This window comes from Larkinella humicola, from assembly GCF_008727875.1.
GTDB classification, from domain to species: domain Bacteria; phylum Bacteroidota; class Bacteroidia; order Cytophagales; family Spirosomataceae; genus Larkinella; species Larkinella humicola.
In genome coordinates, this window is sequence record NZ_VTWS01000001.1 from 1,771,897 (window position 1) to 1,786,739 (window position 14,843).

A 14,843-nucleotide genomic window follows, 5' to 3' on the forward strand; every position below is an offset into this window, starting at 1 on the left:
GACGGGGCTTCACCGCATTACTTGATCGTAAACGCCAGCGGTTTGCCTTCCGCTACTTCCTGGCTTTGCTTGAAAACCTGTTTCCCGCCCCCCTGCAGGGCAAACTGACGAAGACGGATTTTGCCGTCCAGCACCGCCAGGCTCACCCGGTTTCCCGTACCCTCTGAACGGATCGTGCAGGTACCCCAGGCCGAACCGTTCGACCAGAAATAGGTTCCGGGTTTGGCGGTAAAGGTCATCGTTTCGGTCACGCCGGAATACAGAAAACCGCTCCAGGCCAGAACCGCATTCCAACTGGTCATCGACCGGGCGTAGTGGTGACCGCATTCCGGCTCGTTGAACGGGTTGCGTTTGCGGCCATCGAACCGGTCGCGGATGCTTTTAAGGCATTTCAACGCATTGTCCGTTTGCCCTTCATACAGCATTCCCACGGCGGCTGTGTACTCAAACCCGGTCATGGATTCGGCAAAATACGGGAAGGGTACTTTCAGTCGGCCTTTGGGCCAACTGGCCATCAGCAGCCCCGATTCATCACCCAAAACGTACGACCGCATGTTGTTGAAATGGTCGGAAAAGTTGTCCAGGTAATTGTATTTCATGATGCTTTGCAACGACTTCTGAATATGTTCCGGTTTAGCCAGATAGCCCAGCCCCAGCATGTGCGCCATCATCTGCCCCACCAACTGATCGACCAGACAGCCTTTTCCCAACTGGTAATCCGGAACCGGGACGTCCGGGTTCCCCTCCCAATTCAGAAAGGCAAACGTTTTCGGGTCGGTGATTTTGTGTTCGTAATACTCGCCGTTGAACAGATTCTGGTCCATCCAAACACTGCCTTTCCGGTACAAATCCGCACATTTTTGGGCCAGCACCGGGTCTTTCATGGCCGTTGCCATTTCGGAGGTGGCTTTTAAGGCCCCCAGATACCAGAAACCCATCTGCGGATTGGGGCCAAAATAATCCACGTCCATCGTGTTGTGCTGCCGACCTTCCATCACCCCATCCTGATTACCATCCCAACCGCCCTGAATCCAGGCATAACTCATCACCTTTTTGACCTGCTCCCAGTTTTTCCGCAAAAATTCAGGGTTTCCCGACAGTTGCCAGTCGCGGTAAAACTTCAAAATGGTCCCCATTTGACCGTCGGCAGCCACGTTTTTCCAGTCCTGGGCTTTCGACAATGGCAACATCACCCGGAAACTCATTTTGCCTTCCGGATTGGTCGCGTAATTAAATTCAATATCCCGCATCGACTGCGACAGGTCGGCGAACAGAAAAGCCGTCGCCTGCTCGTAATTCCAGACGTGTGTACACGATCCAAAACAGGAGCCGAATTCGTCAAAAACCCCTTCCCAGCCCATCATGTGCCCGCTCGGAATCCGGAACACGGTTTGGGAACGCAGCGTAGCCAGATTGAACAGGGCCGCTTCCTTGATCACATCGGGGTACGAACTGGACAAAAAAGCCTGGACAAACTGAAGCGTTTTCTGTTCCAGAACCGGCAGATGGGGCAACGTTTTCGTCATCACCTCCCAGGCATCGGCATACTGCGTCGAATAGTAATTGCCGATGGCCTCCTGCCCCGCCTTTGACGAAAACGACGACCAGGCCTGACGGTTCGGAAAATTCCAGGTAATGAAGAACGTGTAGGTCTGGGTTTGGCCCGGCGCAATGGTTTTCTGCACCGCCAGCGACGCCAGCGGATCGTCGTCCACCAGTTTCGTCTTCTCCGTCAGTTGCCCGTCCGCGCTGAAATCATCCCAGAAATCGAGCATGGCATTTTCCCAGTCGTTCGAACGCGACGAAGTGCGGTAGCTCACCCCCGCCGGGCTGTTGGTCGTCAGCGCGATGGTTCCCCAGGCCGGGTCCTGCCGACTGACGCTGTCTGAAAACAGGTAGATCCCCTGAAAACCCGCCCCGGTTTTGTAAACATTGGTATTCTTCTTCGCGCCAGTTGGCACCACATCGCCTTTCCAGTCTTTGTGAGATCGACTGCCGTCTTTTCCGACAAAATTGCGCATCGAACCACAAACCGACACCGTTAGTGGCTCTTTGCTGGTGTTGGTCACTTCGTAGGCCAGCACGGCAATGGGAATGCCACTCGCGTCGGCATTGCCGGGAACAAACGGATTGAAGCCTTTGACCGTCACCTTCACCGGCATTTTGGCGTCCGACAAATGAACCTGCCCAAAGGGGTAAGCCGCGTCGAACGACGCTTCCGAAAACCGGGGAAAACCGTGCTGATTGACCGGTCGGCCTTCGTAGTGCAGGTATTCGGCCGGATCGAGGGGACCAATCAGGGCTTTGGTCAACGGTTTTCCGCCCGCGGGCAACACATTGATGGCAAAAAAAGGGGCATTGTTTCCGACTGTAACGGTACTGAAGCCCTTGGCGGGTTTGTTCATGATTTCCCAGTCGCGCAATTCGCCCCGACCACCCAGCGAAACGGTTCCGGTGCCAATGCCGCCCAGGGGCAACGCAAGGTTGTAGAGGTGATGTTGGTCGTAGTGTTTTAATACCGGCCAGGGCGCGGGTTGCCATTGGGCAAAAACCGTCCGGGTGCCAAGCAGCAGCAGAACGAAAATACGGAAAAAAGTCATCGGGTCAGGGGTTAATCCCGTAAAGGTACGAAAGCGGATGCGAACCGGAATGGCATGTCTTTTGATATAATCTAACCCGTCAGCTTAGTCCATTGGTTATTCAACGTTCACTTAACGGTTTTCTTTTCCCATGAAATCCATCTACCCGATTGGAGTTTCAGTATTCCTATACAGTTTGATCGCTGGCTATTACGCCTACTCTGCCATCCACAACTCTTCCAAATCCCCTGATAAAGTTCGCCAGCGTTTGCTGGCGGCTCTGGCTTTTGGATTTGGAGCGATTCTGCTGGGTTGGATGTCCTATGAATTTTTCCGATAGCGTATACCCCTTCATCACCATTCTGATTTTTCCGTGCCTACCCCATGAATGAAGATACTCTGTTTACCGTCTTGCAAGCCTTACCCACCGCCATCGATACCCCTCTTGTTATTTTCGACAATCCAGAACAAGCCCAGACCTGGATACAACTTAATGGTTTTGAGAAAGATAACCTCTGGGTGATCACCAACGACGAGCGTCAGTACTGGGTGGTTTCGGACGATGTAGGGAAGCAATTGATCAACCTGGGATTCCAGCGAATCAAAGTGAAACTCCCACCAGTTCTTCCACAATCTTCAGAAGTTCCCGGGGATGAAACGGTTTAGACAGGTAAGCATCGGCCGGAAACAGGGAGGTAATATTTTGGTTTAAGATCGCCAGATCAATCGAAACAGCCACGACTGACGTGGTCGAGCCAGGGAGTTTCCGGACTTCCCGGATCACTTCGCCCCCATCGCCGGACGGTAAATGCATGTCGGCGACCACCACATCCGGTTTATGCTGGTGGATAACCAGAAGCGCTTGCTGAATATCTCCAGCCTGATAAGTAGTATACCCCGCCCGTTGCAGGGCTTCAACCATGAGTTTTCGTTGAGAAGATTGGTCTTCAACTACCAATACCGACTTCTTCATTCGACAAAGATGGGAATACGAACGCGTAAGACAAAGCGTATGTTGGGAACAATTCCATACGCTCCCTTTCTCAGGCAAATACCAGACCAATGTTCAAGAAAGTTTGTATACGGTTTTAGGCCTAAAAACCGCCCTGACTGCTAAATCTGTGCCAATCAAACCGGGTTTTCAGTAGGGAAATGACGTATATTCCTTTTGTCCACAAACCCATCCGGAAAATGCTATGCGCGCTTTTTTAGTCGTTTTATTTTTTGGTGCATCCAGTCTCGGCAACCTCTTGTCAGTTTTCTTTTCAAACGAGCTTTTCTCCCCAGTTTCTCGTCATCCGTCCAACAGGCTGGCCACCGTTTCTGCACCCGCCAAAAAGCGGGTGGTGTTCATTGCCGGTGCCTGTAGCCACGGAGCTGGCGAGCACGAACACAAAGCCGGGTGTCTGCTGCTGGCCCAACGACTGAACGCAACGCTGCCCACTGTCGAAGCGGTGGTTTATTCAGACGGCTGGCCCTCCGATCCGTCGGCGTTTACCAACGCGGCTGCGATTGTCATTTACGGCGACGGTGGAGAAGGCCACTTAATCAACAAGCACCTGGAAACCGTGAATGCGCTGATGAAAAAAGGCGTAGGGCTGGCCTGCATTCACTACGCCGTTGAAGTGCCCAAAGGAACCGCCGGTACCTATTTTCTGGATTGGATCGGGGGCTATTTCGAAACGTTCTGGTCGGTGAACCCGGTTTGGACCGCCGACTTCAAAACCCTGCCCAACCACGCCATTACGACGGGTGTGAAACCGTTTACGATCAACGATGAATGGTATTATCACATGCGGTTTCGCCCGAACATGAAGGGTGTAACACCCCTGCTCACGACGGTGCCACCCGCTTCGACGCTGGAACGGAAAGACGGCCCACACGAGAACAACCCGGCGGTTCGGGCCGAAGCTGGCCAACCACAACACACCGCCTGGTGCCGCGAACGAACCAACGGCGGGCGGGGTTTTGGAATCACGGGGGGGCATTACCACCGGGTGTGGGCTGATGACAATTTTCGAAAACTGGTGCTAAACGCCATCGCCTGGGTCGCTAAAGTGCAGGTGCCCGCCGGGGGCGTTCCCTCCGCTACCCCCTCCAAAGAAGAAATGGGTCTGAATCAATGTCCGCATTGAGACCCGGTTATTAGGGTTCACCCAAAACAGGCGACCTCGATCAGGCCGGTTCTTCGGTCGGTTTCCGCGAAACGGGCAGGTAAACATAGAAGGCCGCCCCCTGATTGGGTGTGCTGCGGGCATAGATAATCCCCTGATGGTTGTCAACAATTTTCTTACACAAGGCCAGACCAATGCCGGTTCCGCTGTAGTGTTTGCTGGTATTCAGTCGCTGGAAAATAGTGAATATCTGCCGGGAAAACTGCGCATCAAAACCGATGCCGTTGTCTTTAAAAACGAGTTGGAGATACGTTAGTAGAGGTTTTAATCCGATGTCTTCGCTCATGTCGGCCGCCGTCAGAATGGCTGACGTAATCTGAATGTGAGGAGTTTGCTGCGAAAACTTCAGGGCATTGCTCAGAAGGTTGTAAAAAAGCTGGTTCAACTGGAGCGGAATTCCATCAATCACCGGCAGGTCATCCGCCCGAATCACCGCGCCTTTCTCGTCAATGAGCAGTTCAAAATCAACCAGAACATGGTGCAGGGTTTCGTTGAGATCCACCGCCACAAATTCTTCCTCCAGAATCGCCAGCCGGGAGTAATTCAGTACTTCCTTGATGAGTTTCGACATGCGTTGTGCCGAAGCTTCAATTTTGGTCAGGTATCGGTCGGCCACTTCCGGCTGGTCGAGATTTTCCTTCAACAAACCCGAAAAAGTCTGAATTTTCCGGAGGGGCTCCTGCAGGTCGTGTGAAGCGATGTAAGCAAACTGTTCCAGTTCTTTGTTCTGGATTTCCAGCTCACGGGAATATTGCCGCAGTTGGTCTTCCGCCAGTTTTTTCTCGGTTAAATCCCGGGTCACCTTGGAAAAACCGATGATGCCGCCTTTTTCATCGTGCAAAGCCGTGATAACGATGCTGCCCCAGAACATACTGCCATCTTTCCGAATCCGCCAGCCTTCGTGCCGGGCGCGCCCCTCCTGAAAAGCTTCTGCAATCAACTGTTCAGGAAGTTTTTTGGCCCGGTCTTCCGGCAGGTAAAAAACCACGAAGCTTTTTCCGATTATCTCGGCCTCGGAATACCCTTTGATCCGCTGGGCTCCTTTGTTCCAGTTGAGGATGATGCCCTCCCGATCCAGCAACAGAATTGCGTAATCCTGCACTTCGTCGACCATTTTGTGATACCGTTCCTCGCTGCGGGTGAGCGCTTCAATTCGTTCCCGAATTGCCACCTGCTCTGTGGTTTCCAGGCCGGTGACCAACACCCCTACCGACTGGCCCTGCTCATCGAAAAACGGGCTGTAACTGACTGTCCAGTAAACCTCCTGATGGCGTTCAGGGCGAACCAGAGGCAAACGCTGATCCGGATTCCAGTTGGCTCTGCCGGCGAAAGCCTGCTCGATCAGTGGTCGAATCAGTGGCCAGGCTTCGCCCCAAACGGTTTCGGCCCGCTGGCCCAGCGCTCCCGGCATCTCGCTCGGGTCGTTCAGAATCTCCCGGAAGGCGTCATTGTAAAAACAGATCCAATCCGGCGCCCAGTAGATCGCCATTGGAAACCGGGAATGAAGCACCAGACGGAGCGTCGACCGTAACGATGCAGGCCAGGTATCCATCGCTCCCAGGGAAGTGGATGACCAATCGTAAGAGCGGATGAAAGCCCCCATTTCACCCTCACCGGCGGCATCGGATTGAGACGAATTGACCAGGTTGTATTCCATAAAAAACAGCTTACACAGCAAACTAAGTCAATTTATCAAAGAACACAATTCGTGCTGGTAAATCCTATTTTAACTACCTTTGATCGCGTCTGGTGTTCCTTTACATCCGTCATTCGTATTCCTGAACCTTTATACGCAGCTGATTCCATGAAAGTTTCTCTCATCTCCACACTCATCGGTTGTGCGCTTCTGGTGGGGTTCATCGCGCGGTCTCCCCAGAAAGCCGTCCGGCTTTTCGACGGCAAAACGTTCCGGGGCTGGGAAGGCGACACGCTCAAGACCTGGCGCATCCGGGACGGTGCCCTGGTAGGTGGCTCCCTGACCGAAGCCGTGCCGCACAACGATTTTTTATGCACCACGCGCCCGTACGCCAATTTCATTCTGCGGGTAAAATTCAAATTGCTCGGAACGGACGGTTTTATCAACACGGGCGTGCAGTTCCGCAGCAAACGGCTCACCAACCCCGCCTACGAAATGACGGGCTATCAGGCCGATCTGGGAAAAGGATACTGGGCCAGTTTGTACGACGAATCGCGCCGGAATAAAACGCTGGTTGCTCCGGATTCGATGCTGATTAAAAAGATTCTGAAACCCAACGACTGGAATGACTACGAAATCCGGGCCGAAAACCGACGGATTCGGCTATACCTGAACGGAAAACAAACGGTAGACTATACGGAACCGGACCAAACCATCCCGCAGGAAGGGCTGATCGGCTTACAAATCCACGGCGGTGGCAAAGCGGAGGTGCATTACAAAGATCTGTTTCTGGAAGAATTACGCTGAGATCAGCCCCCAAATCGAACGATTTGGGGGCTGTCTGCTTTACGACAGCTTGATCGTGTGCTGAAACGGTGTAAAACCGGTCAGGTAAACCGTGGGAGCCTCCATGGGTGGCAGAGCGCCCCGCAGCACCACGCCCTTGTGCAACGCCTTGCCCGGACCAAACGTAATCGTATCATTCTGAACGGTATACGAACCCGAATCGGCCGACAGCAGGTGCGCGTTGGGTCGGGTGGGGTGCTTCACAATCCCCGAAAATGTTCCACCGCCCCGGAAGATCAGTTCCACCGAAACCGGTACGTTTTCGGTTCCGGTAATCTGAATATCCGCTTCCATCCCATTGCCGGTTTCCCGAATGGTTACTTTCGCTTGATACTGCTGAACCTCGGTTTTCTTACGGCTGGCATGCGGCATTTTTACCCAATCGCCGGCCGGATCAATTTTTTCCTTGGCAATCGGCTGATAATACGGGCCGTCCAGCGATTGGCTCAACACCCAGCTATCGCCCTGCTTCTCGATATTTTCCGATTGAAACTGCCCTTTTCCAAAAAAAGAAGCCGATACCCGGAGCCCCTGCAACACGGCCTCCCCTTTCGAAAAGGTGAGAAAAACCGGGCTGGCCTTTAAAATGGTAGCGTCCCAGTTCCCGCGCCGAACCCGAACCAGACCCGAATGCGGAAAAGCTTTTACGTAGTTGGTGGGCAACGGTTTGCTGGCGGGCAATTCACTCCAAAACGTGGGATCTTCCAGGTAATAATCCAGAAAATGAACGCCCTTGAGCAGTACGGTTTTCTCAATTTGACGGCACAAAGCCGCCATTTCGCCGTTTTTGTCGTGCAAGGCCAAATACCGGGCGGGATAATAATACCCTTCCATCGTGCCGACCAGCGCTTTGTCCTGCCGATTTGATGCTTCAGTAACTACTTCGCCATTCGGGTGAATGTAGTAAAGTGTCATCGCCAGGTTTCTCCGCACGTATTCCAGAATCTCCGGTTTGTTCATTCCTTTGGCAATCGTGATCAGCAAACGATCGGTCAGGGGCGAATAAACCAGCGTGCTGCGCTCGTTATACTGCCCGTCCGCATCCATGTCGATGTGTTCACCCAGCCATTGCTCGATGCGGTTTACGTAGCGGGCATCGGGCCAGAGCGTGTTCAGCTTGGTCAAAGCCGCCGACACCACCCAGCGGTGATTCGGTGTGTGAATACCGCCCACCGTCAACGCTTCACCCGCCCGTTGCAGAAAAGTTTTCAAATCAGGCAAAACCGTCTCCAGCCCCGGCGTTCCGGACCGGTTCAACAAGGTATACGCTGTGGTAAGCCGTTTGACAATAAAACCGGTATCGGGCGTCGAATGAAAGTTGGTCATGAGCAGGTCAATGGTTCCATCCGAATGCTGGATTTTCAGCAGATATTTTACCGCCTGACCGGTTTCGGTCAGGAGTTCTTTCGACCGGTAAAACGTCGATTCCGGGCAGGAAATGGCGCAGGCATTCCGCCGGACAAAATCAGCCGTTGACTGCGGGCTAAAAATGTCATCCCCATCTTTTAAGCCCCCGAAAGCCGGATTGGCAGGGTCCTTGATGCGATTTGCCCGGATTTGTGCGATTTGCTGGTCATTGGCTTTAATGACCTCAAGCAGCCACGACGGTTTGGTGTCGGGCGCAGCGGCATAGGAACGGGCCAACGTGGCCGTAGTCAGGGTAGGCAGGCTGCAAACCGTTGCGGTTGCTATGCCTACGAATGTTCGTCGATCCATCTATACTTTTTTAGGATCAGGGTGAATCCACGGTTTCCGGTACGGACGCGTCAGCAGCCCCGTCGCTTCACGGTCGCCAACCACCTCCCGTTTCACCGGATCGTAGACGATCGGGCGGCCGGTTTGCATGGAAATGTTGGCCAGAATACAACTCGCGGTCGAGATGTGTCCCTCTTCGATGTCGGCAACCGGACGGCCACTTTTTTCGATGGCGGCCAGAAAGTCGATCATGTGCAGACGGGTGGCCGGAGCGGCATTCAGCTCTATGCGCTCTTCGGTTAGATCTTCCGGGTATTTCTCTTTTTCGTAGATAACATCTTTGTGGATTTTTTGCCCGCCTTTCTCCTGTGGGATAAAATCGTACTGCATGGTGCTGGCCCACAAAGTGCCTTTTTCGCCATAGAGCGTAAATGACCACGGATAATCGGGGTTTGTAGGCGTTCCCCAGCTCCGTTGCGACCAGACGCAGTTCAATTCGGGGTATTCAAAAACCGCCGATTGCGTGTCGGGAATATTAGATTTTCCTTCTTTCTGCACATAAATTCCGCCTTCCGAACTGATGCGGGTTGGCCAGCCGAGTTTCAACATCCAGCGAACGGTGTCGAACATGTGGATGCACATATCGCCCATGATGCCGTTGCCGTATTCTTTGAAGGTCCGCCACCACCGGATGTGGGGCAACCCGTCGTAGGGGCGCAGGGGAGCCGGTCCCGTCCACATTTCATAGTCCAGAAAATCAGGAACTGCCGTCACTGGTGGATTGCCGTTGGCCCGCATGTGAATGTGGCAACACATGTCGACGTGCGAGATTTTGCCGAGCAACCCCGCATCGACAATGTTCTTTTTGGCTTCGATCAGGTGCGGGGTACTTTTACGCTGCGTTCCGACCTGCACCACTTTCTTGTATTTCCGGGCGGCTGCCACCATCGATTCGCCTTCCATGACATCCACACTGATCGGTTTTTGCACATAGACGTGCGCTCCGGATTTCACAGCATCGATGGTTTGCAGGGCATGCCAGTGGTCCGGCGTTCCGACCAGAACAATGTCCAGTTCATTTTCGGACAGGAGTTTCCGGTAATCACCATACAGTTTGGGTGTTTTGCCCGATTTCTGGCGCTGGCTAACCAGTTTTCCAGCGGCTGCCAGTTGGTTTTTGTCGACATCGCAAAGCGCAATAACCTCGACGGGAGCCACCTGAATCAACCGGAACAGATCGCTTTTGCCGTACCAGCCGGTTCCGATCAGGGCAACGCGCCAGGTTTTTCCCTGATGGAGCACATCCATCCCATAGGCACCCAGCGTAGAAAGAGCGAGCGACGCCGTGGCGCCCTGCAGGAAACGACGTCGGTTAATGTTAAAAAGATCCATTTACATGAAGGTTTCGGACGGTAGACGCCGGGGTTTAAGATTCGGTGATTATGTACTTTGTACGTAAAGTACGAAACTTTGGAAAACTACCAATTCAGGTAGAAGGAACTTTCAATTAGTAAACGGCCGACGGGTAGACTTCCCCCCGGGACTGACTTATGGCTTTGCAAACGAAACCATTCCTAATCCCTTCATGAAAACTGCCCTTTTCGCCATTCTACTGCTGATCTACACCCCGGTAATGGCCCAAAACGACCACATCGGGACGCAGGCTTCCCTGCCCAATCACCCGCGGATTCTGCTGCTGAAAGGCGAAGAAGAGCCGATCAAACAAACCATCGGTTCCGACAAAACCTGGGAGAAAATGCACAACGTCATCCTGGCCGAATGCGACGTGCTGCTGAATGAAGCCCCCATCGAACGGATTCAGATTGGTCGGCGGTTGCTCGGTAAATCGCGGGAAGGGCTCCGTCGGATTTTTTACCTGTCCTACGCCTGGCGGATGACCCAGCAGGAAAATTACCTGCGACGGGCCGAAAAAGAACTGCTCGCCATTTCGGCTTTCAGCGACTGGAATCCGTCACACTTTCTGGATGTCGGTGAAATGACGATGGCGGTGGCGATTGGTTACGACTGGCTGTACTACGGTTTGTCTGAACAATCCCGCGCCCGCATCAAAGACGCGATCTTAAAAAAGGGCATTGAACCGTCCTTGAATCCCAAATACAATAGCTGGCTCAAATCGAGCAACAACTGGAACCAGGTTTGCAACGCCGGTATGGTCTACGGTGCGCTCGCTATTTTTGAAGAACAGCCGGAACTGGCCAAGAGCATCGTCAACCGGGCGGTCGATGCGGTGGTGTTGCCCATGGCCGACTACATTCCGGATGGAGCCTATCCCGAAGGCTACAGCTACTGGGGCTACGGAACGAGCTTTAACGTTATGTTGATCAGCGCATTGGAAAAAGCATTCGGCAAAGATTTTGGGTTGGTCGCTCAACCCGGTTTTCTAAAGACGGCGGCTTATCTGCAAAACATGACGGGGCCATCCGGCGATGCCTATAATTATTCCGATTCAGGGTTGGGGGGCGGACTGGAACCGGCCATGTTCTGGTTTGCCAATCGCCTGAAAAATCCTTCGCTGCTGTGGGTCGAACGAAATAACCTGATGAACGAAGACCCGAAAAAGCTGGTCAGAGACCGTTTGTTACCCGCCACCATGCTCTGGAGTGGCGGTATTGGAATTGCTTCCATGGCCGAGCCCAAAGAATTGATGTGGAGCGGAAACGGAAAAAACCCGGTGGCTATGATGCGGACGTCGTGGAGCGACCCCGCAGCGATCTATGTTGGTGTCAAAGGGGGCAGCCCCTCCAACAGCCACGCGCACATGGATGTCGGCTCGTTCATCATGGAAGCCGACGGGGTGCGCTGGGCCATGGATTTCGGGATGCAGGATTACGAATCGCTGGAATCGAAAGGCGTGGATTTGTGGAACCGGGCCCAGGACTCGCAACGCTGGCAGGTATTCCGCTACAACAACTTTGTACACAATACGCTGACGGTCAACAACGAGATGCAGCGCGTTTTTGAGAAAGCCCCCATCACGTCGCTCGCCAAAACGCCCTTGTTCATGAACGCGGTGATGGATCTGAAAGACCTCTACAAAGGTGGTCTGACCAAAGCCACGCGCGGGGTTGCGCTGGTCAACAAAGCCTACGTGGTGGTTCGGGATGAACTCGAAAGCCCGGCTGCCGAAACGACCGTTCGCTGGACGATGCTGACTCCAGCCGACGTCAAACTGATCGGAAAGAATAAAGCCGAACTGACCAAAGACGGGAAAAAACTGATGCTGGAGGTGCGCGAACCGGCAAAGGTGGTGCTAAAAACCTGGTCGACCGAGCCAACCCACGACTACGATGCGGCCAACCCCGGCACCATTCGGGTCGGTTTCGAAGTGCAGGTTCCCGCCAGTTCAAAAACCGCCCTGACGGTTTTACTCATCCCCGAAAAAGCCGTTAAAACCGCTGGTTCAAAAGTGCCGGCCCTGGAGAAGTGGCCGAAAGATTAGTTTGTGGTTTACAGTTTACGGTTTACGGTGGCTGACGCATGAAGTACGCGTCAGCCACCGAATACCGTAAACCACAAGCTAAATCGACGTATACGAATACGATTCGGCTTCTTCGTTTGGATCTTCGTCATCCAGCCACAGTTCTTCCGACTCCAGCGTGACGTCGATGTCTTCCATTCTGCGTTGCAGGGGTTCAAACTTTCCGCGTGGCAACCACTTCACCAGCACGCCTGTAAGAACCATTGAAAATGCTGCGGCTGATAGCGCAATGGCGTTATTTTTTCTGTATTGCTTCGTGGCAATACCGGCTAAACCCGCTACGAAGGGCAGCATATACCAGGGATCATTGAGCCGCCGGGCCACGGTATACGCCACTCCGGTGGTGGCTCCCAGCACGCCAATGAACACGGGTGTATCGCGATCAGGGTTCGGTTTCCAGACTTTCAGATTCAACAACAGATTCGGGGTACCGACGACCGAGGCCGTGGTGAGCCAGCCCGCATACAGGCTAAATGGAATACGAAGGTATTTCTCCGGGCTTTTGACTTTGGTTTCTCCAATTTCGAGTTGGTGGTGAAGGGCCAGTGCCACCGGCAAGCTGGCTTTCGTAACCAGATCGGAGCCAATCATGCTTTCCATGCGCGGGTCGGAGAATAGCCGCCCGAAAACCGCATTCAGCACGTAGCTGATGGCCAGCCAGGGAGCGGCTTTCCGATACCGGCGGTTGGGTAGCTGGGAAGGAAAAGCTTGATGAACAGCGTAAGCTGCCGTTCCGGCGTAGATGGTCGACCAGACGACGCCAAACGTCCAGCCGTCGGGAATAATCGGGTTGGCATCGAACACCTGACGGTATTCGGGCAAAACCGGATCAGTTTCTTCTTCGTCCTTTCGTTTCGTTGACGACGTTGCCGGTCGGTTGGCGGTTGCCGTGTAGAGAATACTGCCAATCACCAAAACGGCGGTTCCCAGACGCCACAAAAATGAGTTGTTCTTCATACGATCTGACTGTTAAACGGTAGCACGGCCCATCCCTGACACTTGAGCGTCAGGGATGGGCCTCTTGTTTGCTAACAATCAGAAACGGGAGATGTTGGAAAGTTTTCGGCTTATTTGATCACCACCTTCACATCGATTTGCTTCAGGCGCGGTTTGCCGATAGCAGTGGAGTCGCCGGGCCTGATGCCGGTTCCGAGGCCAATGGCATCGATTCGAATGTAGTTGATGCCCGATTTGATCAGTTGGTTTTTGATGTTCAACACCCGCGTAACGGACAGGGCTTTGTTGCCCATCGGCGGAACGGCGTCGTTGGCATACCCTACCAACCGGATTTGCACAACCGGGTTGTTTTTCAGCAAAGTCGACAATTCGCCCACGGTTGCCATTCCGGCGGGTTTTAGCTGATCGGTCCCCGGTTCGAAATCCAGGGCCGGCACTTTAAAACTGCGTCCGGCTGGTGCCTGCGGATTGGTCAGGTAATTCGCCAGGGCGGTCATGATCGGGCTGGTGACCGTTCCGGAGCCGGGCAAAGTCGTCAAAGCAGCCGAATCGGTTCGGGCCGTAAGGGCCGGACGGATTTTGGCCGAATCGACGGGTGCGATGGCGGCCGAGTCAACAAATTCGGTGGAGGTTGCTTCTTCCTCGTTAGCCGATGAATACGACTGGGTATTGTTCCAGATGTAATACGCAGCACCCGCCAAAGCCAGCAGTGCCAACGCTCCAACGCCCCATTTCACGAGCGAGCCATTGCCCTCTTCCTCGGGTTCGGGCGTAAACCGCTGCCGCTCCTGAACAGGGGAGCGTTCGGCCAGACCGGTTCGTTTGGCGGGCGTAACACCCACGGCCAGCAGTTGCTGGATATTCAATCCTTCAGCAATCCGGTCGAGCAGCCGTTCGGGGGTCAATTCAATCAGATGGTCGCGCTGATCGGCGAGCAGGGCGGCCAAACTGTCAGCATCCAGTTTTTTTTCCACCACCAGTTTATTCAGTGTTCCCAACACCAGGGGTGTCACCAGCCCCAGCAAGGTAATGGCCGCGGAGTTCTTGATGTTGGCATAGCCGGAAATAGCCAGCCCAATGGCACTTTTCATGGCGGGCAGCAGGTGGCTGATGCTGTTGCTACCCTGGTCGGCCAGCCGGTTAATTTGCTCGGGATCTCGGAGGAGTTCGGGAAAGGTAGCGACGAGATTGGCGTCGAACTTTCCCTTTTGAATGGCATTATATAATTGATTAACCCCGATTTCGGTCGTTGTCCGTTTCATCAGACCCGCTACTACGGTATGAATCAGCCCTTCCAGGGCGACCCGGGTTTTTTCCGGATTCTCATCAACGTAATAGGCCGCCCGGGAAACAACCGAATCAGTCAGGTTTTCTTTCAGTTCGACTAATAAATTCATAAAGACGATATTGCATGGGAACTAACACATCAACACATAGACCACATCCGCATACACGAG

General features: G+C 53.6%; 12 protein-coding genes. 5 read left to right on the forward strand and 7 right to left on the reverse strand.

Annotated elements, in window-relative coordinates; all coding sequences use genetic code 11:
- Nucleotides 1-17: 17 nt before the first annotated feature.
- Nucleotides 18-2,600 (reverse strand): GH116 family glycosyl-hydrolase, encoded by a 2,583-nt coding sequence (locus F0P93_RS07575; protein ID WP_150875713.1) that lies wholly within the window; start codon nt 2,598-2,600, stop codon nt 18-20.
- A 130-nt stretch (nt 2,601-2,730) separates the two neighbouring features.
- On the opposite strand from F0P93_RS07575, the gene F0P93_RS07580 reads away from it, so the two are divergent.
- Together F0P93_RS07580 and F0P93_RS07585 are read left to right on the forward strand one after the other, a co-directional pair.
- Nucleotides 2,731-2,919: a hypothetical protein gene (locus F0P93_RS07580; protein WP_150875714.1), complete on the forward strand. Its 189-nt coding sequence runs from the start codon at nt 2,731-2,733 to the stop codon at nt 2,917-2,919.
- A gap of 44 nt (nt 2,920-2,963) precedes the next feature.
- Nucleotides 2,964-3,245, forward strand: coding sequence for a hypothetical protein (locus tag F0P93_RS07585; RefSeq protein ID WP_150875715.1), 282 nt, complete (start codon nt 2,964-2,966; stop codon nt 3,243-3,245).
- On the opposite strand, the gene F0P93_RS07590 is transcribed toward F0P93_RS07585, so the two are convergent.
- Nucleotides 3,181-3,552 (reverse strand): response regulator transcription factor, encoded by a 372-nt coding sequence (locus tag F0P93_RS07590; RefSeq protein ID WP_150875716.1) that lies wholly within the window; start codon nt 3,550-3,552, stop codon nt 3,181-3,183. The two genes, F0P93_RS07585 and F0P93_RS07590, sit on opposite strands and share 65 nt — an antisense overlap.
- A 223-nt stretch (nt 3,553-3,775) precedes the next feature.
- Here F0P93_RS07590 and F0P93_RS07595 point away from each other — a divergent pair, with 223 nt between their 5' ends.
- The gene (locus F0P93_RS07595) at nt 3,776-4,714 is read left to right on the forward strand and encodes a ThuA domain-containing protein (protein ID WP_150875717.1); all 939 of its coding nucleotides are present in this window, start codon (nt 3,776-3,778) and stop codon (nt 4,712-4,714) included.
- A 40-nt stretch (nt 4,715-4,754) separates the two neighbouring features.
- On the opposite strand, the gene F0P93_RS07600 is transcribed toward F0P93_RS07595, so the two are convergent.
- Nucleotides 4,755-6,410 carry a sensor histidine kinase gene (locus F0P93_RS07600; protein WP_150875718.1) on the reverse strand — a complete coding sequence of 552 codons (1,656 nt, stop codon included), beginning with the start codon at nt 6,408-6,410 and terminating at the stop codon, nt 4,755-4,757.
- 147 nt (nt 6,411-6,557) lie between these two features.
- On the opposite strand from F0P93_RS07600, the gene F0P93_RS07605 reads away from it, so the two are divergent.
- Entirely contained in the window at nt 6,558-7,196 is a 639-nt protein-coding gene (locus F0P93_RS07605) for a 3-keto-disaccharide hydrolase (protein ID WP_150875719.1), read from the forward strand.
- Between the two features lie 39 nt (nt 7,197-7,235).
- Here the strand turns inward: F0P93_RS07605 and F0P93_RS07610 are convergent, their stop codons facing one another.
- A complete protein-coding gene (locus F0P93_RS07610) occupies nt 7,236-8,951 on the reverse strand; it encodes a hypothetical protein (RefSeq protein ID WP_150875720.1) in 1,716 nt (571 codons plus the stop codon).
- Nucleotides 8,952-10,322: a Gfo/Idh/MocA family protein gene (locus tag F0P93_RS07615; protein WP_150875721.1), complete on the reverse strand. Its 1,371-nt coding sequence runs from the start codon at nt 10,320-10,322 to the stop codon at nt 8,952-8,954.
- Between the two features lie 193 nt (nt 10,323-10,515).
- On the opposite strand from F0P93_RS07615, the gene F0P93_RS07620 reads away from it, so the two are divergent.
- On the forward strand, nt 10,516-12,390 hold the full coding sequence (locus tag F0P93_RS07620) for a heparinase II/III domain-containing protein (RefSeq protein WP_150875722.1): 1,875 nt from the start codon (nt 10,516-10,518) through the stop codon (nt 12,388-12,390).
- A gap of 78 nt (nt 12,391-12,468) precedes the next feature.
- Here F0P93_RS07620 and F0P93_RS07625 read toward each other — a convergent pair whose 3' ends face one another.
- Nucleotides 12,469-13,386, reverse strand: coding sequence for a TspO-related membrane protein (locus tag F0P93_RS07625; protein WP_150875723.1), 918 nt, complete (start codon nt 13,384-13,386; stop codon nt 12,469-12,471).
- Nucleotides 13,387-13,496: 110 nt separating this feature from the next.
- On the reverse strand, nt 13,497-14,783 hold the full coding sequence (locus F0P93_RS07630; protein ID WP_150875724.1) for a DUF937 domain-containing protein: 1,287 nt from the start codon (nt 14,781-14,783) through the stop codon (nt 13,497-13,499).
- Nucleotides 14,784-14,843: the final 60 nt, after the last annotated feature.